This is a genomic window from Kitasatospora sp. NPDC041988 (assembly GCF_055588525.1).
Window position 1 is genome coordinate 89,556 of sequence record NZ_JBVJCO010000009.1, and the last position, 20,520, is coordinate 110,075.

General features: G+C 74.6%; 18 protein-coding genes and 1 pseudogene. 11 read left to right on the forward strand and 8 right to left on the reverse strand.

What is annotated here, in order from left to right; genetic code table 11:
- The first annotated feature begins 17 nt into the window (after positions 1-17).
- The 3 genes from ACZ6NC_RS11815 to ACZ6NC_RS11825 are packed head-to-tail and all read left to right on the forward strand — an operon-like array spanning position 18 to position 2,962.
- Positions 18-1,070 carry an ABC transporter substrate-binding protein gene (locus ACZ6NC_RS11815; RefSeq protein ID WP_465731740.1) on the forward strand — a complete coding sequence of 351 codons (1,053 nt, stop codon included), beginning with the start codon at positions 18-20 and terminating at the stop codon, positions 1,068-1,070.
- 3 nt (positions 1,071-1,073) lie between these two features.
- Complete coding sequence (locus ACZ6NC_RS11820) at positions 1,074-2,156, forward strand: FecCD family ABC transporter permease (protein ID WP_465731502.1); 1,083 nt, start codon at positions 1,074-1,076, stop codon at positions 2,154-2,156.
- Entirely contained in the window at positions 2,153-2,962 is an 810-nt protein-coding gene (locus tag ACZ6NC_RS11825) for an ABC transporter ATP-binding protein (protein WP_465731504.1), read from the forward strand. Before ACZ6NC_RS11820 ends, ACZ6NC_RS11825 begins: the two co-directional genes overlap by 4 nt.
- Here the strand turns inward: ACZ6NC_RS11825 and ACZ6NC_RS11830 are convergent.
- From ACZ6NC_RS11830 to ACZ6NC_RS11840, 3 genes are all read right to left on the reverse strand, one after another.
- Positions 2,947-4,062 (reverse strand): L-tyrosine/L-tryptophan isonitrile synthase family protein, encoded by a 1,116-nt coding sequence (locus tag ACZ6NC_RS11830; RefSeq protein ID WP_465731506.1) that lies wholly within the window; start codon positions 4,060-4,062, stop codon positions 2,947-2,949. The two genes, ACZ6NC_RS11825 and ACZ6NC_RS11830, sit on opposite strands and share 16 nt — an antisense overlap.
- A gap of 104 nt (positions 4,063-4,166) precedes the next feature.
- The gene (locus ACZ6NC_RS11835) at positions 4,167-5,504 is read right to left on the reverse strand and encodes a cytochrome P450 family protein (RefSeq protein WP_465731508.1); all 1,338 of its coding nucleotides are present in this window, start codon (positions 5,502-5,504) and stop codon (positions 4,167-4,169) included.
- A 44-nt stretch (positions 5,505-5,548) separates the two neighbouring features.
- Positions 5,549-6,931, reverse strand: coding sequence for an MFS transporter (locus ACZ6NC_RS11840; protein WP_465731510.1), 1,383 nt, complete (start codon positions 6,929-6,931; stop codon positions 5,549-5,551).
- 287 nt (positions 6,932-7,218) lie between these two features.
- Between ACZ6NC_RS11840 and ACZ6NC_RS11845 the strand changes: the two are divergent.
- A pseudogene (locus ACZ6NC_RS11845) lies at positions 7,219-7,893 on the forward strand (NADPH-dependent F420 reductase); the annotation flags it as partial.
- 177 nt (positions 7,894-8,070) lie between these two features.
- On the opposite strand, the gene ACZ6NC_RS11850 reads toward ACZ6NC_RS11845, so the two are convergent.
- Positions 8,071-8,661 carry a sigma-70 family RNA polymerase sigma factor gene (locus tag ACZ6NC_RS11850; RefSeq protein WP_465731512.1) on the reverse strand — a complete coding sequence of 197 codons (591 nt, stop codon included), beginning with the start codon at positions 8,659-8,661 and terminating at the stop codon, positions 8,071-8,073.
- A 142-nt stretch (positions 8,662-8,803) separates the two neighbouring features.
- Here ACZ6NC_RS11850 and ACZ6NC_RS11855 point away from each other — a divergent pair, with 142 nt between their 5' ends.
- A complete protein-coding gene (locus ACZ6NC_RS11855) occupies positions 8,804-9,085 on the forward strand; it encodes a zf-HC2 domain-containing protein (RefSeq protein ID WP_465731514.1) in 282 nt (93 codons plus the stop codon).
- Positions 9,086-9,374: 289 nt separating this feature from the next.
- On the opposite strand, the gene ACZ6NC_RS11860 is transcribed toward ACZ6NC_RS11855, so the two are convergent.
- A complete protein-coding gene (locus ACZ6NC_RS11860) occupies positions 9,375-10,280 on the reverse strand; it encodes a hypothetical protein (RefSeq protein WP_465731516.1) in 906 nt (301 codons plus the stop codon).
- 370 nt (positions 10,281-10,650) lie between these two features.
- On the opposite strand from ACZ6NC_RS11860, the gene ACZ6NC_RS11865 reads away from it, so the two are divergent.
- Together ACZ6NC_RS11865 and ACZ6NC_RS11870 are read left to right on the forward strand one after the other, a co-directional pair.
- Positions 10,651-11,931: an ATP-binding protein gene (locus ACZ6NC_RS11865; protein ID WP_465731518.1), complete on the forward strand. Its 1,281-nt coding sequence runs from the start codon at positions 10,651-10,653 to the stop codon at positions 11,929-11,931.
- A 190-nt stretch (positions 11,932-12,121) separates the two neighbouring features.
- Positions 12,122-13,384 (forward strand): cytochrome P450, encoded by a 1,263-nt coding sequence (locus ACZ6NC_RS11870; protein ID WP_465731520.1) that lies wholly within the window; start codon positions 12,122-12,124, stop codon positions 13,382-13,384.
- A gap of 15 nt (positions 13,385-13,399) precedes the next feature.
- Here ACZ6NC_RS11870 and ACZ6NC_RS11875 read toward each other — a convergent pair whose 3' ends face one another.
- Positions 13,400-14,143, reverse strand: coding sequence for an N-acyl homoserine lactonase family protein (locus ACZ6NC_RS11875; protein WP_465731522.1), 744 nt, complete (start codon positions 14,141-14,143; stop codon positions 13,400-13,402).
- A gap of 56 nt (positions 14,144-14,199) precedes the next feature.
- Positions 14,200-14,658, reverse strand: coding sequence for an Lrp/AsnC family transcriptional regulator (locus tag ACZ6NC_RS11880; protein WP_465731524.1), 459 nt, complete (start codon positions 14,656-14,658; stop codon positions 14,200-14,202).
- 118 nt (positions 14,659-14,776) lie between these two features.
- On the opposite strand from ACZ6NC_RS11880, the gene ACZ6NC_RS11885 reads away from it, so the two are divergent.
- The 3 genes from ACZ6NC_RS11885 to ACZ6NC_RS11895 all read left to right on the forward strand — a co-directional run bounded on the left by ACZ6NC_RS11885 (position 14,777) and on the right by ACZ6NC_RS11895 (position 17,574).
- Positions 14,777-15,403: a LysE family translocator gene (locus ACZ6NC_RS11885; protein ID WP_465731526.1), complete on the forward strand. Its 627-nt coding sequence runs from the start codon at positions 14,777-14,779 to the stop codon at positions 15,401-15,403.
- A 21-nt stretch (positions 15,404-15,424) separates the two neighbouring features.
- The gene (locus ACZ6NC_RS11890) at positions 15,425-16,852 is read left to right on the forward strand and encodes a CoA transferase (RefSeq protein ID WP_465731528.1); all 1,428 of its coding nucleotides are present in this window, start codon (positions 15,425-15,427) and stop codon (positions 16,850-16,852) included.
- A gap of 86 nt (positions 16,853-16,938) precedes the next feature.
- Complete coding sequence (locus ACZ6NC_RS11895; RefSeq protein WP_465731530.1) at positions 16,939-17,574, forward strand: DUF6461 domain-containing protein; 636 nt, start codon at positions 16,939-16,941, stop codon at positions 17,572-17,574.
- 67 nt (positions 17,575-17,641) lie between these two features.
- On the opposite strand, the gene ACZ6NC_RS11900 is transcribed toward ACZ6NC_RS11895, so the two are convergent.
- Positions 17,642-18,241 carry an HdeD family acid-resistance protein gene (locus ACZ6NC_RS11900; RefSeq protein ID WP_465731532.1) on the reverse strand — a complete coding sequence of 200 codons (600 nt, stop codon included), beginning with the start codon at positions 18,239-18,241 and terminating at the stop codon, positions 17,642-17,644.
- Between the two features lie 264 nt (positions 18,242-18,505).
- Here ACZ6NC_RS11900 and ACZ6NC_RS11905 point away from each other — a divergent pair, with 264 nt between their 5' ends.
- Complete coding sequence (locus ACZ6NC_RS11905; RefSeq protein WP_465731534.1) at positions 18,506-20,398, forward strand: NAD-binding protein; 1,893 nt, start codon at positions 18,506-18,508, stop codon at positions 20,396-20,398.
- The last annotated feature ends 122 nt before the right edge of the window (positions 20,399-20,520 follow it).

Sequence of the window (20,520 nt, forward strand, 5' to 3'; positions counted from 1 at the left end):
TCGCGCCCCTTGTTGCCTTGTCCACCACGCCTTGCGGACGTGGCGGGGGGGAAACCCTCACAACCGAAAGCGGTGACGGCGTCGGCCCCCCCCCCCCCCCCGCCGGTGCGTTCCCGGTGAAGGTGGCCGACTGCGCCGGCAAGGAGACCACCGTCAAGCAGGCACCGAAGAAGATCGTCACCAGCAACGCCGCCGGCCTGGAGATGATGCTCCAGCTCGGCGCCGGCGACCGGGTGATCGGCACCGGCTTCCCGCCCGGCAAGGGCAGCCTGCCGGCGCCGATCGCCGAACAGGGCGCCAAGGTGCCGGTGCTGGGCGAGATGGGCATCGCCAAGGAGAAGCTGCTCGGCTCCGGCGCCGACCTCTATGTCGACGCGTTCGGGTCGATGCCGATGATGGGCGGTGCGGGCGCGGGGCCGAGCGAGGAGGAGTTCGCCGCGGCGGGCATCCAGCACGTCTTCCTCCTCTCCACCGCCTGTTCCGGCACCCCCAAGGCCGCCAAGGGGCCGCGCACCGACCTCGCCGAGGTGGAGAACGACATCCGCCGGCTCGGCGCGGTCACCGGTACGGGAGCCAAGGCCGAGGAACTCGTCGCCGGGATGGAGAAGAAGGTCGGCGAGGTGCGCACCGCGACCGCCGCCGTCCCCGCGGACCAGCGGCCGGGCTACTTCTTCTTCGACTTCGACGCCGGCACCAAGCAGCCGGTCGCCGCCTGCGGCCGTCAGGTCGCCAACGCGGTGATCACCCTGGCCGGCGCGCGCAACGTGTTCGGCGACTGCGACGCCGACTTCAAGCCGGTCTCCTGGGAGGACGTGGTCGCCAAGAACCCGGACTGGATCCAGCTCGCCGTCCGCACCCGCGGCACCGAGGAGGAGAACCGCAAGGCCTTCGACGAGGCCGAGGCGTTCCTGAAGAGCTTCCCCGCCACCCAGGGCCTGAAGGCCGTCAAGGACGGGAAGTTCCTGCGGATCGGCTCCGAGGTCACCACCATCGCCGGGGTCCGCAACGCCGACACCGTCCGGCAGATCGCCGCCACCGTCCACCCGGACCTCGTCAAGAACGGCCAGTAGACCGTGGCATCGGCCACCACCGCCGCCGCCGGGCGGACCCGCACGCGCACCCTGCGCGCCGGGCCGCTCGCGGCCGTGCTCACCCTCGCCCTGGTCGCCGCGCTGACCGCCGCCGTCTCGCTCGGATCGGTGGACATCCCGCCCGGCGAAGTCTGGTCGGTGGTCGCCCGCCGGCTCACCGGCAGCGCACCCGAGCCCGGCACCCGGGACCTCATCGTCTGGCAACTACGCGTCCCGCGCGCCCTGCTGGCGGCGATGGTCGGGGCCGGGCTCGGCCTCGTCGGCACCGCCGTCCAGGCACTCGTCCGCAACCCGCTCGCCGACCCCTACCTGCTCGGGATCTCCTCCGGCGCCTCGCTCGGCGCCGTCGCCGTGATCGTCCTCGGCAGCGGGCTCGGCCTCGAAATGGCCTTCGGCAGCGCCGTCGGGCTGACCATCTCGCTCGCCGCCTTCCTCGGCGCGCTCGCCGCCTTCTCCCTGGTCTGGCTGCTGGCCCGGCGCGGCGGCGGCTTCTCCCCGCTGCGCCTGGTACTCGCCGGCATCGGCATCGGCCAGTTCCTCACAGGCTTCACCAGCTACCTCGTCCTGCAGACCAGCGACGAACAGCAGACCAGGGGCGTGCTGTTCTGGCTGATGGGCAGCCTCAGCGGCGCCGTCTGGGGCCAACTCGCCGTCCCCGCCGTTGCCGTGGCCCTCGGGCTGGGCCTGCTCCAGGCCCGCGCCCGGGGGCTCAACGCGCTCCTGATGGGCGACGAGACGGCGGCCGGGCTCGGCGTCGACGTCACCCGGCTGCGCCGCGAGATCTTCGTCGTCACCAGTGTGCTGACCGGCGTCCTGGTCGCCGTCTCCGGCGCGATCGGCTTCGTCGGCCTCATGGTGCCGCACGTCTGCCGGCTGCTGGTCGGCGGCGACCACCGCCGGCTGCTGCCGCTCTCCGCCCTGACCGGGGCGGTGCTGCTGGTGGTGGTCGACACCATCGCCCGCACCGCGCTGGACACCCAGGAACTGCCGATCGGCGTGGTCACCGCCCTGCTCGGCGCGCCCACCCTGCTCTACCTGCTGGACCGACGACTGGAGCGGAATTGAGGATCGCGGTCGAGGATCTGAGTGTCACCCTGTCCGGGCGGACCGTGGTGGCCGGCGTCCACCTGGTCGCCAAGGAGGGTGAGATCGCCGGGCTGGTCGGGCCGAACGGCAGTGGCAAGTCCAGCCTGCTGCGCACCGTCTACCGGCACCTGAAGCCGAGTGCCGGACGGGTCCTGCTGGCCGGCCGGGAGCTGGCGGAGCTGAGCCCGGCGCAGTCCGCCCGGCACATCGCGGCACTGCCCCAGGAGCGCGGCGGGGACTTCGAGCTGACCGTCCGCGAGGTGGTGGCGATGGGCCGCACCCCGTACAAGCGGGCGTTCGCGGCGGACGACGCCGAGGACGACCGGATCGTCGCCGGGGCGCTGGAGCGGGTCGGCATGACGGACGCGGGCGAGCGGCGGTTCGCCCAGCTCTCCGGCGGCGAGCGCCAACGCGTCCTGCTGGCCAGGGCGTTGGCCCAGGAACCGGACGTCCTGGTGTTGGACGAACCGACCAACCACCTGGACGTCCGGCACCAGGTCGAACTCCTGGCGCTGCTCCGGGAGCAGCGCCGCACCACGCTGGTCGCGCTGCACGACCTCAACGCGGCGGCTTCGGTCTGCGACCGGCTGCACGTGCTGCACCGCGGCGCCCTGGTGGCGTCCGGGGCGCCGCGGGACGTACTGACCGCCGAGCTGCTCGCCGAGGTGTTCGGCGTGCGGGCGGCGGTGGTCGAACATCCGCTCACCGGTGACCCGTTGATCGCGTTCGACCACCGCACACCCGCATCCTCGGCCGGAGTGATGCAGCGTCAGGAGATCTCGTAGTGGCTGGGGCGGCCGTTGCGCTCGACCAGGCGGCCGACCTTCGCGGCCTCCTCGCTGCGCATCAGCTCCCAGCGGCCGTCGGCCCGGTGGAGCACCGAGGAGTGCCACGGCGTCATCCAAGCGTCGGCGGCCTCCAGCAGCCGGATGCCGAACTTCAGCACGCCCGCCTTCTGCGGGTGGATGGAGAGCCGGAAGGAGCGCGGGTGCTGCTCGGCGATCAGGTCGCCCCAGGCGCGGCTGCGCTGGATGACGCCGTAGGCGCGCCGGCGGCATTCGCGCTGGAGGGCGGACTTGGTGCCCTCGAAGCCGAAGGTGTCCTCGGTGAGGAAGCGGGTGATGCCGCGGTAGAGCTTCAGCGTCTCCTCGTCGGTCATCACCTGCTCGCGCAGCTCCTCCTTGGTGGGCGCGTATCGGGCGTGCACCCGGGCGCGCTTCTCGTCGAAGGGCAGGTCGCCGAGGACGGCGCGCAGGTCGAAGGTGGCGAGGTGGCTCAGGCCCTCGCGTTCGATCATGGCGGTCAGCTCGTCGGAGTACTGGTCGATGTGGTCGTCGGGGACGTGGATCAGGTCGCCGAAGATGTGGCCGTCGGAGCAGATCAGGATCTGCGCGCCGGGCTCGTAGAGCTTGCCGATCTCCTCGCAGAGACCGTTGAGGAAGGTGAGCGAGAGGCGCTCGCCCTCGTCGGGCAGGTGGCCGAGCACCTTGGCGAGGTTGGGCGACTTGCAGGGGAAGCCGGGCAGGGTGAACAGGATCGGGTCGCCGGTGGAGAGGAAGTCCGCCAACTGCTCCAGCTGGAGCGGGAAGTCGGCGGGCGTGGCGTGCACGCCGGGGTCGGAGGCCCGGCGGTGCGGCAGCAGCAGGTCGAGGATCCCGGCGGATATCCGGGCGACCTCCTGCGGGTCCGTGACGGCGCCGGGCGCAGTGGCGGCGGCCGGCGTGACGACGGCGGACGGGGACGGGGACGGGGACGCGGACTGGCTGGTGGTGGTCGGGCCGGACGCGGTCCGGCCGTTGGCGCTCCGGTCGGCCGCGCTCTGGTCGGCCGTGGCCTGGTCGGCCGTGGTCTGGGAATCGGTGGCAACGGTGCCGGCGGGCGGCATGGTGGTCCTCCACGGAACGGTGTACGGGCTTCAGGGCAGGCGTAGCCACGCCCCGGCATCGGCCGCCGGGACGCTGAGGGGGTGCCGGGGAGTCGTGGGGCCGGTCAGACCCGCTTGTCGTAGGCGACCGGCAGCCTGTTCACCCCCCGGGCGAGGACGGCGGGCACCCAGGTGAGCGAGTCGATCTCCTCGCCGGGCCCGGCGGAGGGCCGCAGCCCGGGCAGCCGGGTGAGCAGGGTGGCGAGGGCGACCTGGAGTTCGACCCGGGCCAGGGCGGCGCCGGGGCAGTAGTGGATGCCGTGGCCGAACGCCAGGTGGGCGTTGGGGGCGCGGTCGAAGTCGAGGACGTCGGCGTCCGGGAACTGCTCGTCGTCGCGGTTGGCCGCGCAGAGCGAGACGATCACGGAGTCGCCGGCTGGAACGGCCGTCCCGTGCAGGTCGCTGTCCTCGGCGAAGAAGCGCCAGGTGGTGAGCTCGAACGCGGCGTCGTGGCGCAGCAGTTCCTCCACCGCGCGGGTGAGCAGGCCCGGGTCGGCCGCGATGCCGTCGCGCAGCCGGGCGAGCTGGTCGGGGCGGCGCAGCAGGGTGATCAGCATGGTGGTGATCTGGTTGGTCACCGGCTCCTGGCCGGCCACCAGCAGCTGGAACACCATCGAGTCGAGCTCCTCGGGGCTCAACTCGCCCGCGTCGCAGGCGGCGACGAGCCGGCCGAGCAGGTCGACGTCGGGCCCGGCCGGGTCGTAGTGGGCGCGCTTGTGCGCCACCACGTCGGCGATGTAGGTCTGCAGGCCGCGCAGCCGGCCCTCGTAGGCCGGTCGGCCCGGGTCCAGCGGGCCGACCGGCTGGACGACCTTGCCCCAATCCCGATCAAAGCGGACGGCCAACTCCTGTGGCAGGCCGATCGCTTCGGAGAGCACCCGGAACGGGAAGTGGGCCGCGAAACCGGCCACCAGGTCCGCGCCGCCGGTCTCCGGCAGCTCGTCGACCAGGGCGTCGGCCAGCTCCTTGAGGCGCGGGCGCAGGGCCTCCGCCCGGCGCGGGGTGAAGGCGTCCAGCACCAGCCGGCGCATCCGGGTGTGCTTCGGCGGGTCCTGGTGCAGCAGGTGGACCTGGAGCTGCGAGTGCTGCGGCTCCGGCATGATCGAGGCGAGCTTGCGCCAACCCTCGTTGCCCAGCTTGTGGTTCTTGCCGAGCCGGGGGTCGTTGAGGGTCTCGTGCGCGGCCTTGTAGCCGGTCACCAGCCAGGCGGCGATGCCGCTCGGGAACTTCACCCGGTGGACCGGGCCGGCCTCGCGCATCCGCCGGTAGAGCGGATAGGGGTCGCTCTTGTACTCCGGCCCGTACAGCGGTACCGGGTCGGGGAGTTCGTCGTATCCGAACGGGCAGCGCGGCGTGTCGTCGGCCGGCCTTCCCGCGCTCGGATCGTGGACGGTGTCGGTCATGCGTGTGTTCCTCCGGTCGGGGCGTGGTGCGCGCGGGCGGGTCGTCAGGTGCCCGCGCGGTTGGTGCCGTGGTGCAGGGAGAGGAGGGCCACGGCCTGGACGGCGGCCAGCGTGGCGAGGACGAGCCCGGCCCGGATGCCCGCGGTGGCGGAGTCGCCGAACAGCGTGGCGGCGGTGGCGAGGGCGGGTCCGAGGGCGAAGCCGAGGCTGCGGGCCAGCTGGACGGCCGAGCCGGCGGTGGCCAGCTGCTGCGGCTTCGCGGCGGTCATCACCAGGGCCTGGACCGGGCCGCCGTTGAGGCCCATGCCGGTCCCGGCGAGCGCGAGCCGCCACCCGATGTCGAACGGCGACCAGTCGGTGTCCAGCGGGACGAGCAGCAGCATGCCGAGCGCGGTGACGGTCGCACCCGTCAGCGCGGTCGGCCGGGCGCCCCAGCGGTCGGCGAGCCGTCCGCCGAAGCGGCCGGCCAGCACCATGCCGAGCGGGAAGGCCAGCATGGTCAGGGCGGTGGTGGTGGCGCTGATCCCGTCGTCCCGGCGCAGGTGCTGGGCGAGCAGGTAGTGGGTGGCGGCGAACCCGGCGGCCAGCGAGAGCACCGAGCCGTTGACGGCGGCGGTGCCGGACTCCCGCAGCACGGCGGCGACCGGCCGGCCGCCGGGGCGGCGCAGCCAGAGGACGACCAGCGGCGCGGCGGGCAGCGCGAGCAGCAGCCAGACCGGAGCGTCGGGCGCGAGGGTGAGCCCGAGCAGCACGGCGGCCACCGCGGAGCCGATCAGCGCGGCGTCGCCGAGCGAGCCCCGGTCGGGCAGCCGCAGCGTGCCGCCGCGCGGCGCGTTGCGGTGCGCGATCACCAGGGCGGCCAGGCAGATCGGCAGCTTGACCAGGAAGATGGCCCGCCAGCCGACGTGGTCGAGCAGCAGGCCGCCGACCACCGGTCCGGTGACGGCGCCGAGCGGGCCGAGGGTGGCGGGCACGCTCATCGCCCGCCCGCGCAGCTCCGGCCGGACGGCCGTGGCGGCCAGCACCGGCATCAGCACGAACAGCACCGCGCCGAACGCGCCCTGCGCCAGCCGTGCGGCCACCAGCCAACTCGCCCACGGCGCAACGGCGGCGAGCACACTGCAGAGCGCGAAGCAGCTGACCGCCAGCAGCAGGGCGGAGCGGGTGCCGACCTGGTCGAGCCAGCGCCCGGCGGGCAGCAGCAAGGCCACCAGCGGGAGCTGGTAGCCGAGCACGGCCCACTGCGCGGTGGTCGAGGAGACGTGCAGGCCGTCCGCGATGTCGGTGAGGGCCAGGTTGACCACGTTCATGTCGAGCATCGCCACGAACGAGAGCAGTCCCGCGGCCACGACCAGGATCCACCGGTCCTCCGGCTGGGCCTGGTCCCTGGTCAGCCCACCGGTGGCCAGTGGCTGTTGCGCGGACATGGCGCTCCTCCGATTCCCCGTGCCGTTCCGGACACCGCCTCGGCGGCGGCGTCCGGTACAGCAGTCGGAGGCAGGAGGGGTCCAGTTCCGAACACTTGAAGGAATTTTCCCGGTTGGCCGGAATGCCGCGGTCATGGCCGATCCCGACCGGGCGGGGTCGACCCGGCCGCCGGGAACGAAGGAGTGCTCCGCTCCGGACACGGCCGTGGTCCGGAAATAGCCGCGCCCGGCCCGGGGTTGCAGCGAGGCACGACACGGCGTGACGCAGGCCCGACCCCCGGCAGGGGCCCGAAAGGACAGGCATGAAGATCGGCATCATCGGCGCGGGCAACATCGGCGGCAACCTCACCCGGCGCCTCACCGCACTCGGCCACGAGGTCTCGGTGGCCAACTCGCGCGGCCCGCAGACCCTCACCGCACTCGCCGAGGAGACCGGCGCCACCCCGGTCACGGTCGCCGAGGCGGCCCGCGGCGCGCTGGTCGTGGTGGTCACCGTGCCGCTGAAGAACGTGCCGGACCTCCCGTCCGGGCTGTTCGACGAGGCCGCGGAGGGCTTCGCCGTGATCGACACCGGCAACTACTACCCGAAGCGCGACGGCCGGATCGGGGGCATCGAGGACGACGGCCTGACCGAGAGCCGCTGGACGGAGCAGCACCTCGGCCACCCGGTCGTGAAGGCCTTCAACGGCACCTACGCCCAGGACCTCCTGGACAAGCCCCGCCCCGCGGGCGACCCGGAGCGGATCGCCCTGCCGGTCGCCGCGGACGACGAGGCGGCCAAGCGGGTCGTCCGTGCCCTGATCGACGAGCTGGGCTTCGACACCGTCGACACCGGCGGCATCGACGAGTCCTGGCGCCAGCAGCCGGAGACCCCTGTCTACGGCCTGCGGGCCGGGGTGGAGGAGGTGGCCAAGGCTCTGGCCGCGGCCTCGCCGGAGCGGCCGGAGTCCTTCCGGGCGTAGCCGCACGCGGGCACACCGGTCGTGCCGGCCCGGGCGGCGTGCCCGCAGGGGTGACGCCAGCCTGGGCGACGGCAGGGGCTGGGACGGCAGCGGCCTGGGTGACGGCGGCAGGGGTTGCGGCGGCCGGGGCGGCGGTGCGGTGGCACCACCACCCCGGCGCGGTTGCGCGTGACGCCGTCAGCAGGCCGCTGCCAGCTCGGCGGCCGGCCCCGGAGGGGGAGCCTCGCCGCGCTCGGCGGCGCGGAGCCGGGCTATCAGCTCCTCGCGGGCCCGGGCGACCCGGGAGCGGACGGTGCCGACCGGGCAACCGGCCACCTCGGCGGCCTCGGCGTAGCTCAGCCCGACCACCTGGGTGAGCACGAACGCCTCCCGGCGCTGCGCCGGCACCCGGTCGAGGAGGTCCCCGAGCGCGACCCCGTCCTCGAACCCGGCGGCGGGCGGCGTGCCCTGCCGCTCGGCGGCTTCCTGCCAGTCCGGCAGGGCGGCGCAGCGTGGCCGGGCGGCGGCTGTGCGGTAGCGGTCGATGACGGTCCGTCGGGCGATGGACAGCAGCCACGTCCGGGCCGAGGAGCGGCCGGCGAACCCGGGCAGGCTGCGCAGGGCGCGCAGGAAGGTCTCCTGGGCGAGGTCGTCGGCCGACTGCACGTCGGTGAGGTGGGCGACGAACCGCCACACGTCCCGCTGGGTGGCCCGGACGAAGGCCTCGACATCGGCGGCCCGGCCCTCCCGGGCGGCCAGGGCCAGCGCGGTCAGCTGCTCGTCATCCACGGCGGCCTCCCGTGGGGCGTTCCGTGTGGCCTCCCGTGGGGGCGTTCCCGCCGGTACCTGGGATGCCGCTGGCGCCTGGGGCGCCTGGGGCGCGACCCACCCGGCCGGTCCGGTGTGCCGGGTGATGCGGGACGATGGTCAGATGAGATGCGTCCAGTTCCGTACCGCTCTTTCCGCCCGCCTCGACGGTGAGCCGGCCGGTCTGCCGGACCGGCGGCTGGACAAGCACGTCGCCCGCTGCGAGGCCTGCCGGGAGTGGCTGGAGCGGGCGGAGCGCCTGCGGGGCGCGGCGCCGGGGGCCGGGGCCGAGGGCCCGTCGGCGGACTGGTCGGCGAAGCTCCTCGCGAGCCTCGGCGAGGCGGGCAGCGGCGGCAGGAACGGCGTCGGTACGGACGGGCCCGGTCCGGCCGACCGTCCCCGGTAGGGCGACGGCGGGCCGATCAAGGAGGACGGTGGCGCCGGACGAGGCCGGTGCGCCGTCGTAGTCAGGCATGGAAGGTCCTGAGGGGAGGGCTGGGAGCGGCCGCCGCGGGCGGCACGCTCGGCGTCGGTGGGGCCGGCCGGTACGCCGCGGCACCCCGGGTGGGGTGGCGGCGGCAGACGCGGGCCCGGGCCCTGGCGGCGTGGCCGGTCGGCCACGGCACGGCGCAGGGCGACCTGCCCACCGCGCAGCGGACGCCGGGAGCGGCGTCGGGTGTCGGACGGTGGGCGCGTCAGCAGGCGGGGGCGGCGCACGGCGGACCGCGCCGGACCAGGGCGTGCGAGAGCAGCACCAGCCGCGGTGGGCGGACCCGGTGGGCGGCGGGTCCGGGCGCGGCCGGCGGCTGGAAGCCGCGCGGCCGGCACCACAGGGCGAGCAGCGGGGCGAGCAGCACACCCGCCAGTACCGCGCCCAGCGCGCCGAGCAGCTCGAACAGCCGGGCCAGCGCCGTCTCGCCGCGCCAGAGCAGCAGCGCGCAGGCGAGCGCGGCGAGCACATGGGCGGCGATCATCCCGACCGACATGCCGTGCGCCGCCATGTCGTGCCCGGACATCCCCGAGCCGCCGGACGCCCCCGACATCCCTGACATCCCTGACATGCCTGACATGCCCGAGCTGCCGGACATCCCCGGCATGCCGGCCATCCCCGCCATGCTCTGGTCGGCCGCCCCGGCGGACGCGGACCCGCCGTGTGCGCCCAGGTGGTGAGCCCCGCCCGGCGGCAGGAGGTCCCCGGAGGGCGGGACGTCGGGGTCGATCCCGGCCATCCGGGCCAGGTCGGCCGGCGAGAGCCCGGCGGGCGCCCGCTCCGGGTTGCAGAGCAGCAGGGCCGCCCAGTCCGTCGAGCCGAGCCGCGCCAGCCCGCTGCCGGAGGCGAGTGCCCCGGCCTGTTCGAAGGTCAGGTGCAGCGCGGTCTGCGCCGCCACCATCCAGGCGCTGATCAGCCCCAGCCCGCGGCGGCCGCCGGCGAGCAGCCAGGTGAACCCGAGGGTGACCGCGAACGCGCCCGCGAGCACCGGCGCGGAGACCCCGGAGCCGGCCATGGCGACGTGCGCCGTGGCGGCCAGCGCCACGCAGAGCGCAGCGAAGACCACGGCGCGCAGCGAGCGGATCCGGTCGGTCATCACGATGACACTCATCGTCGCACCCGCCTCGCCCGGCCCGTACCGCCCCCTCGGGTATTGGCCGGTTCCGCCCCGTGAGAGCATGCCCGGCCGCGCCCGCCCCGGGCAGCCGTCCCGCCGGGCCGCGTCGGCCGCAGCTCCGGGGCAGCCGCCGCCGTACCGGTCCGGAACCCGCCTCGGGCCCCGCGCCGCGCCCGCCCAGGGCCGGTGCCGCTCCGCGCCCCGTGCGGTAGAGGCGGTTCGTACGGTTGCCGGGGCGCGGCTTGTCCGTTCCGGCGCGGGACCGCCGTCCGCGCCCGCCCGTACCGTTCGGGCACCGCGCGGCGCAGCGCCGGCGGTCGGACGACCGGCCCGGGGCCGGTGAGGACGGAGAGGCGGGCCGGCCGTGCACTGGCTGATTCATGACTATCGCGAGGACGACCTCGCGGCGGTGGTCCACTTGATCGACACCACGGCCGGGCTCGGCCAGGAGTCGGTGTTCTCCCTCGCGGAGTGCATCGGCGCGCTGACCTCCCGCCAGCCCGCCGTGGTCGCCGTCCACCAGGGCGAGCCGATCGGCGCCGCGCTCGCCACCGTGGCGGGGGAGCGCGCCTGGGTGATGCGGATCGCGATCGCCCCGGCCTGGCGAGGCCGCGGGCTGGCCAGTGCGCTGCTGCGCGAGCTGGAGCGGCGGCTGGTGGCCTGCCGGGTGCGCCGCATCGCGTACGTGCTGCCGGAGGAGGAGCTGCTCGGCGAGGGCCTGCACAACGCCGGCTACACCCGCCGCCCGGCGGCCGCCTACTTCGAGAAGGACGAGCCGCCGGCCGGTGCGGCCAGCGGGCTGCTGGACGAACTGGGCGGCCGGCTGCTGCCCGGCGACCTCTGGGCCAAGGTGGCCGGCATGGAGACGGAGAAGAACCTGATCGAGCGCCGGGTGGTGCTGCCGCTCGCCGAACCGGAGCGGGCGGCCCGGCACGGCGTGCGCCCGCCGCGGGCGATCGCCCTGTTCGGGCCGCCCGGCACCGGCAAGACCACCTTCGCCCGGGCGATCGCCTCCCGGCTCGGCTGGCCGTTCGTCGAGCTGCTGCCGTCCCGGCTGGCCGACGAGGGCAACCTGGCGGCCGCGCTGCGCGACGCCTTCGCCCGGATCGGCCGGCTGGAGCGGGCGCTGGTCTTCATCGACGAGGTGGAGGAGATCGCCCCGGTCCGCACCGAGGGCGCGCAGGGCGGCATGCACGGCGTCACCAACGAGCTGCTCAAGCTCATCCCCGGCTTCCGCGAGGGCGAGGAGCGGCTGCTGGTCTGTGCCACCAACTCGATCCGCTCGCTGGACCCGGCCTTCCTGCGCCCCGGCCGCTTCGACTACCTGATCCCGATCGGCACCCCCGACGCGGCCGCCCGTGCCGCGATCTGGTCCCGGTACGCGGCGGGTCGGGCGGACGTGGACCTGGACGCGCTGGTCGGCGCGAGCGAGCTGTTCACCCCGGCCGACATCGAGCACGCCGCCCGGGTGGCCGCCCAGGCCGCCTTCGAGCGGGACCTCACCACGCCGGACGGCGTTGCCGCCGGCGTCGAGGGTGCGAGCACCGCCGACTACCTGGCGGCCATCGCCCAGGCCCGGCCGACCGTCACCCCGCCGATGATCGAGGAGTTCGGCGCGGACATCACGTCCCACGCCCGGGTGTGACAGCCGTTCCCGAACCCGGCCACTCCCGAGACCCGGCCGTTCCCGAACCCGGCCACCCCTGAAAAGCCGGTAATCATACGGTAATTACGGTTTGACACCATCCCTGTCGGTGCTGACTAAATGTGGGCTTCAACGGCACGTGGACGTCCGGAGCCTTCCCGGTGGGCACCGACAGGACAGGAGGCCCGGCATGGGCACAGCGACCGCACCCGAAACCCCCACGGCCGACCTCGCCGACCCCCGCTTCTGGCAGCTGTCCGCCCCCGACCGCGCCGCCGCCTTCGCCGAACTGCGCCGCCTGCCCGGCCCGGTCTACTTCGGCGAGCGGGCGGCCGGCCGGTCCGGCGGCCGGGGCTTCCACGCCCTCGTCCGGCACGCCGACGTCGTCGAGGCCAGCCGCACCCCCGCCGTCTTCCTCAGCGGCCCCGGCGTCACCACCCCCGAACCCGCCCGCTGGGTCCGGCTGCTCTTCGGCGACTCGATGGTCAACCTGGACGACCCCCGCCACGCCCAGCTGCGCCGGATCGTCGCCCGCGCCTTCACCCCGCGCCTGATCGCCCGGGTCGAGGACGACATCCGCGAGGTGGCCGCCCGCCTGGTCGACCGGGTGGAGCGCGACCGGCCCGAGGACTTCGTCACCTCGGTCGCCGCCGAACTCCCCTTCCAGGTGATCTGCAACATGATGGGCATCCCCGAGGAGCCCCGCCGCGCCATCCTCGACCAGGTCAACCACGCCTCCGAGCACACCGGCGTGGCCCGCCCGCTGCGCAGCCGGCTCCGGATGCCCGGGCGCGGACTGCGCGCGCTCGCCCGGATGCAGGGCATGGTCGCCGACCTCGGCCGCGAACGCCGCCGCCGCCCCACCGACGACCTCGTCTCCGCCCTGGTCACCGCCGATGTCGACGGCCGCCGGCTGACCGGGCGCGAGCTCGGTGCCTTCTTCTCCCTGCTGCTGGTGGCCGGCGTCGAGACCACCCGCAACGCGCTCGCCCACGGCCTGCACCTGCTCACCGCCCACCCCGGGCAGCGCACCCTGCTGCTCGGCGACCCCGACCGCCACCTCGGCGGCGCGGTGGACGAGATCGTCCGCCACGCCACCCCGATCATCCAGTTCCGCCGCACCCTGGCCGTCGACCACCGCCTCGGCGGCCCCGACGGCACCCTGCTGCGCGCGGGGGAGAAGGCGGTGCTCTTCTTCGGCTCCGCCAACCGCGACGAGGCCGTCTTCGCCGACCCGGACGCCTTCGACATCACCCGCTCCCCCAACCCCCACCTCGGCTTCGGTGGCGGCGGCCCGCACTACTGCCTGGGTGCGTACCTCGCCCGGCAGGAGATGAAGGTGCTCTTCCGCGAGCTGTTCACCCGCCTGCCCGAGGTCCGCTCGGTCGGCGAGCCGGAGCTGATCCCGTCCAACTTCGACAACCGGGTGCGCGCACTGCGGTTCGCGTTCTAGGGGCGCGCCCCACGGCTACCCGGCCGGCTCCCAGACCGCGTTGTCGTGCGCGAACAGCACCCGGCTCGGCGCGAACTGCGCCAGCCGGTCCACCCAGGCCCGGTAGCCGGGCAGCGGCGGCGCGACGCCCTCGCCGACGGCCCGCCGGGCCAGCACCGCCGAGCCGTACTCGGAGGCGAAGTCGTACGCCTGGCCGGCCAGGACCACCGGGCCGCCGTCCGGCCGCTCCACCACCAGCGACTGGTGCCCGGCGGTGTGCCCGGGTGTCGGCACCACCCGCACACCCGGCCAGACCTCCGCCTCGCCGTCCAGCTCGCGGTAGGCCACGCCCGGGAAGTCCACCAGCGCGTCGAAGGTGTAGTCGCCGTGCCGGGCCGTTGCCAGCTCTACCGCCTGTACCAGCACCGGGGTGCCCGCCAGCAGCGGGTTGCCGCCGCAGTGGTCGAAGTGGAGGTGGCAGTTGACGACGAGGTCGATGTCGGCGAGCGCGACCCCGGCCGCCGCCAGCGCCGCCGGCAGCGGCCGCCGGACCGGGCGGTAGTGGGCCTCCGTCTCCGGGTCGGCGGTCGCCGGATCGCCGCCGCCCATCCCGGTGTCGAAGAGCAGCAGCCCCTCCGGCCGACGCACCAGGTAGGCGAACACCGGCTCGACGCGTGGTTCGGGGCCGCCCGCGGTGGGCCCGCCCGCGTTCGGGCCGCCCGTCTCGGACGCGGGACGGACGAAGTAGCCGAGGTCGAGACGGCGGATCGTGCTCTGCATGGCGTGGCCTCCCCTGGCCGGTCCGGGGGCTGCGGCCGGCCCCCGCCGTTCGCACCCTATCCGCCGGTCGGGATGCCCCGGTCGGCCTTTACCTGCTTCATCGTCAGATGCGAGTTCACCTGCGCGATCCCGGGCAGCCCCGAGAGCACGTCCGTGATGAACCGCTCGTACGCCGTGATGTCCGCCACCGCGATCCGCAGCAGGTAGTCCGGCTCGCCGAACAGCCGGTGCGCCTCCACGACCTCCGGCAGCTCCGCCACCAGGCGCTCGAACTCCGCCACCGTCGCCCGGTCCTCGTGCCGCATCGTGATCGTCACGAAGGGCTGGAAGCCACGCCCCACCGCCGCGCCGTCCAGCAGCGCCCGGTAGCCGCGGATCACGCCGTCCTGCTCCAGCTGCCGCACCCGGCGCAGGCACGGGGAGGGGGTGAGGTCCACCCGGGCGGCCAGCTCCGCGTTGGTGAGCCGGCCGTCCTGCTGGAGCTCGTGGAGGATTCTGCGGTCGATGCGGTCCATGGCGCAATATTCTGCCAAAGAGCGGCCCTGACCAGCGCGAAGTGGCCATCGTGTGCCAGCCCGTTCCGGCTACCTTCAGTGATCGGAAACCCCGCGACGAACACGACAGGTCACCGCCATGGACACCCACGCCCTCCTCCTCTTCCTGGGGGTCGACCTGCTGCTGGTCTGCACGCCCGGCCCCGACTGGCTCTACATCGCCGCCCGCGGCCTCGGCCAGGGCCGCCGCGCCGCGTTCACCGCCGTCACCGGCGTCTGCGCCGGCTACGCCGTGCACACCCTGCTCTCCAGCGCCGGCCTCGCCGCCGCCCTGCGCGCCGTCCCCGCCGCCCTGCCCGTCCTGCGCCTCACCGGCGCCGCCTACCTGATCTTCCTCGCCGTCACCATGCTGCTTGCGCTGCGCCGGGGCGGCTCGGCCGTCCTCGCCGAGTCCCGCCCGCAGCCCACCGCCACCGTGCTGCGCCAGAGCATGCTCACCGCCCTGCTCAACCCCAAGGGCCTGCTGCTCTACCTCTCCCTGGTGCCGCAGTTCGTCGACCCCGTCGCCGCCCTGCCGGTCGGCGGCCAGGTGCTCGCCCTCGGCTCGCTCAACGTGCTGGCCTGCGCCGTCGTGTACAGCCTGGTCGCGCACGCCAGCGGACGCCTGGGCGGCCGGTTCGGCTCCACCCCGCAGGCCGCCCGCCGGATGACCGTCGTCTCCGCGGTGCTGCTGGTGCTGGTGGCGGGCGTCACGGCGAGCGCCTGAGAACGGGAGCAGAATGCGGGCATGACAGAGCGTCCGATGCCCCCGGTTGACCAGCCCGCTCCGTACGACGCGCCGACCGCGCACGCCTGGGCCGCCCTCGGCGGTCCGCCCGGGCTGCCGGAGCGGGTCTCCTTCCACGGCCCCGACCGGGTCCTGCCCGCCCGGCTCCCCGTCCGCCAGCTGGCCCGGGCCACCGTCGCCGCCTGCTCGCTGGCCGCCGCGGAGCTGTCCGCGCTGCGGGGCGGTGGCGCCGTCCAGGAGGTGAGGATCGACCAGGGGGCCGTCGCGACCGCCTTCGTCAGCGAGCGCCATCTCCAGATCGACGGCCGTACCCCGGTCAGCTTCGCGCCGCTCTCCGGTTTCTGGCAGGCCGCCGACGGCTGGGTCCGCACCCACGCCAACTACCCGCACCACCGCGACCGGCTGCTCACCGCCCTCGGACTGCCCGCCGACACCGGGCCCGAGCAGCTCGCCAAGACGCTGCACGACCACCCGGCCGCCTGGATCCAGGACCGCGCCTACGTGGCGGGGGCGCTCGCTGTCGCCGTCGCGCCGCCCGGTGACACCACGCACCCCCTGGTCGAGATCCGGGTGGCCGACGGGGCCGCCGCCCGCCCGCTGGCTGCCGCGCCGCTGCCCGCCGCCGGCGTCCGCGTCCTCGACCTCACCCGGGTGATCGCCGGCCCCGTCGCCACCCGCACCCTCGCCCTCCTCGGCGCCGACGTCCTGCGCGTCGACTCGCCCCGGCTACCCGAGGCCGAGGACGCCCACGCCGACACCGGCTTCGGCAAGCGCTCCACCCGCCTCGACCTCGCCGACCCGGTCGACCGTGCCGCCTTCGAAGAGCTGCTCGCCACCGCCGACGCCGTCGTCACCGGCTACCGCCCCGGCGCCCTGGACGCCTACGGCCTCGGCCCCGACGCCCTGCTCGAACGCCGGCCCGGCCTGATCGTCGCCCAGCTCAACGCCTGGGGCTGGACCGGCCCCTGGGCCGGGCGCCGCGGCTTCGACAGCCTGGTCCAGGCCGGCGTCGGCATCGCGGCCGTGGAGGCGGGGGACGGTGCCGGCGCCGGGGCTGGTGCAGGTACCGGGGTGACCGGTGCCGGCGGGCGCCCCGGCGTGCTGCCCGCGCAGGCCCTCGACCACGGCACCGGCTACCTGATCGCCGCCGGCGTCCTGCGTGCCCTCACCGACCAGCGCACCGGCCGGCCCGGCGGCCGCCACCTGCGCTACTCGCTGGCCGGCACCGCCTCCTGGCTCCAGCACGGCATCACGCCCGCCCCGCCGCTGAACGACCTGCCCTACGAGCCCGAGCGATGGCTCGCCGAGACCGACTCGCCCTACGGCCGGCTGCGCCACGCCCTCCCGCCGGTCTCCTACCCGGGCGCACCCACCGACTGGACCCGCCCGCCGGGGCGCTGGGGGACGGACGCGGCGGCCTGGCGCTGACGGGCCGGCCCGACGCCGACGGCCGGAGTGGTGCTGAAGCTGTCCCAGGTGTCCGGGTGTCGGAGGAATCTGGGAGCATCCCTGGCATGCCTGCACACGCAACCGATTTCACCTGGTTCGAAGACCGCTACCCCGACCTCGCCGAGGCCTACTGCCTGACGCAGGTCCAGGGGATCTCCGCCGACGAACTGCTGCGCCGGTTCGACGCCGCCCCGGGCCGTCGGGTCACCGGCCTGGCGGCGGTCGTGGGGGCCTGGGAGGAGTTCGACGACGGCGAGGACGAGCACGCCCCGGACGACGACGAGGAGCTGATGCTCGTCGCCGTCACCGAACTCGACGGCTGGGCCGTCGCGGTCGAGGTCAACGGCTACCTGGGCTCGCTGTGGGACCAGCTGCCGAGGTTCGCCGAGGGCACCCGCCTGGTCTCGCACTTCCGCAACTGCAACGCGGTGGACAGCTTCCACTGGCAGGAGGGGGCGGTGAACCGGCTGCATTTCGAGCCGCTCTTCCCCACCCAGCGCGACGGCGAGGACGCCGAGGCCCCGGGGGTGGCGGAGCTGCTCGCGCACTGCGGCTTCGACCTCACCGACGCCGAACACGTCGGGCCCAGGCTGCACACCGAGGCGGCGTTCGCACTCGCCGAGCGGCTGACGGACGTCCGCCTCACCCCGGAGCGCCTGGACACGGCGGGCTTCCTGCTCGGCTACGCCCCGCGGCCGTAAGCGGGCGTAGGCGGGCCTAAGCGGCCGGATGAGATGTGGGCGGCCGGGGCGCTCGCCGGCTCCGGGGTCAGACGCCGGACGGGATCTGCTTGGCCCGGGAGCGGACTTGGAAGGCCGTCACGATCTCGATCAGGCCCAGGATCAGCAGCCAGCACCCGGCCAGGACGGTCAGCGCGGTGATCGACCCGACCGGCCAGACCATCAGTAGCACGCCCGCCAGCGTGTTGGCCACGCCGGCGAAGGCCTGCCAGCCGCGGGCGGGCATGGCGTCGTCCGAGATCGCGGCGGCCAGCTGGGTGATGCCCCGGAACAGCCAGCCGATGCCGATCCAGATCGCCAGCAGCAGCACCGACTGCGCCGCGCTGCGGAAGCAGAGCAGGCCGAGCAGGACGCAGATCGCGCCGCTGATGAACGCCAGCACCCGCATCGCGGTACTGGCGTGCGTGCCGAAGGCGGCGACCAGCTGCACGATCCCGATGATCAGCAGGTAGAGGCCGAACAGCACGCCCACCACCAGGAGGGTCTGCTCAGGCCAGGCGAAGACGACGATCCCGAGGGCGAGCGAGGCGAGCCCGGCGATCAGCAGCACCTGCCAGGCGGCCTTGGCGAGCAGCGCGAGCGGGCCCTGGATCGGGGAACCATTGGGGGTGATGATCGGGGAGACCACGGTGGCGTACTCCTGACGGCTGGTGACGGGTGTGGGCCGGTGTGGGCCTGCACGGGCCTCTGTGGGCCCGCGTGGGCCTGTGACGGGCGGGCGCTCCTCATGATCGTCACGGGACGGGCGGGCCGCCCGCCGGATGCGCCCGTTCGAGTGATGGGCCGGGCCCGGGGGAGAGCCTGCGGAGAGCCGGCCCGGGCGGTAACTGATCTCCCCTCGGCCACCCCGGGGACACCTTCCGCTCACGCGCAGTCGATATCATCCGTCGGTATGACTTCTTTAGGGTGGGGGACCCTTCCGGTCGAGCCGGTCAGCCAGCACTACATCGTCTGCGGCGGCAACGCGCTCGCCCACCGCCTGATCGTCGAACTCGTCGAACACTACGAGGTCCCGGTGGTGGTGCTGGTCCCGGACCGCACGCGCGAGCACGCGCCGCAGATCGAGCAGCTGCCCGGGGTCGCCGCCGTGGTCGAGTACAGCAGCGTCACCGAGGAGGCGCTGCGCGCCGTCCGGGTCGAGACCGCGCGGGGGATCGCCCTGGTCGACGGCACCGACCAGGAGAACATCCACACCGCGCTGAGCGCCCAGGAGTACAACCCCGGCATCCGCATCGTGCTGCGGATGTTCAACCAGCGGCTCGGCGAGAACATCGAACGGCTGCTGAAGAACGGCGCCGCGCTCTCCGGCTCCGCCACCGCCGCGCCCGCCTTCGCGGCAGCTGCCCTCGCCCGCCCCAACTCCGTCCAGGTCGGCGACCGCTTCCTGCACATCGCCTACGACGACGACATCGACTCCGGCCGGATCTGCATCGTCGCCGACCAGATCGACCGGCAGGACCTCACCCGGATCCGGCTGCTGCCCGAGCAGGAGGGCGACTCGGCTCCCTTCGTCCGGCTGGCCGCCGAGTTCGGCGACGACGGACCGGTCCGGCGAGGCAGCCCCAGGGGCAGCCTCGGCGGAGGCGGAAGCGTAGGCGGGGGAGAAAGCGGGGAGCACGGCGGAGGCGGGGAGGAACACGGGGGAGTTCCTGCGCAACGGGAGCCGGAGCCCGAGGAGACCGGCAGCGTGGCCGCGCTGCAGGCCCTGCCCAGCGAACCGCCGGTCCGGATCTCCTGGGCGCGCCGGCTGCGCTGGCGCCTGCTCGACACCCTGCGCTACTTCACCAGCGCCCGGCTCCGGCTGGTGCTGATCACCGCGCTCGCCGCGGTGCTGATGGCCTTCGGCCTGCTCTGGTACCTCAACCGGGACTTCGGCTGGTCGCTCTACGTCTCGCTGCTCGACCTGGCCGGCGCGGCCCAGCCCGACCAGCCCGCCGACGCGGCCTCGGGGGCCGGCACCGGCGGCGTCTGGCAGCGGGTCGCCCAGGTGGTGATCACGTTCTGCGGCATCACCTTCGCGCCCGTCGCCACCGCCATCATGGTCGAGGTGCTCGGCTCCGGCCGGCGCGGCCAGCCCCGCAACCCCGGCGCCGGCACCCGGGACCACGTCATCGTGGCCGGCCTGGGCAACGTCGGCACCCGCGTCGTCGCCCAACTGCACGGCCTGGGCGTGCCGGTCGTGGGGCTGGAACGCGATCCGCAGGCACGTGGCATCTCGGCGGTCCGCGCGCTCGGCGTGCCGGTGGTCGTCGACGACGGCCCGTTGGCGGAACAGCTGCGCCGGGCCCGGCTCAAGCACAGCCGGGCGGTGGTCGCGGTCAGCGGGGACGACGCCACCAACCTGGAGGCGGCGCTGGAGGCACGTGCCGGGCGGCCGGACGTCCGGGTGGTCGTCCGGCTCTTCGACGACAACTTCGCGCGGCACGTCTACGCCACGCTGGACAACGCCGCCTCCCGCTCGACCTCCTATCTGGCCGCCCCCGCCTTCGCCGCCGCCCTGATGGGGCGCGAGGTGCTGGGGACCCTGTCGGTCTTCCGGCACGTGCTGCTCATCGCCGAACTGCGGGCCGAGGACGGCAGCGGCCTGATCGGCATGAACCGGCACGACCTGGAGGATCCGGGCGGCGTCCGCGTGGTCGCCGTCCGCCTGGCCCGAAGCCCGCACACCTACCAGTGGAACTACCCCGACCGCACCCGCGTCCTGGCCCCGGGCGATCGGATCGTGGTGGCCGCGACCCGCAGCGGCCTGGCCCGGCTCAACACGGCGCTGGTGAGCGAGGAGTGACGGGTGCGGGCTGCGACGGGTGGCAGCTGACTGCTGGCGGTTGACAACGTTCGGCAGACGGATGGCGGCTGACAGATGATGAAATCTGTCAGCCGCCATCCGTTACCCGCTATCCGTCGGTC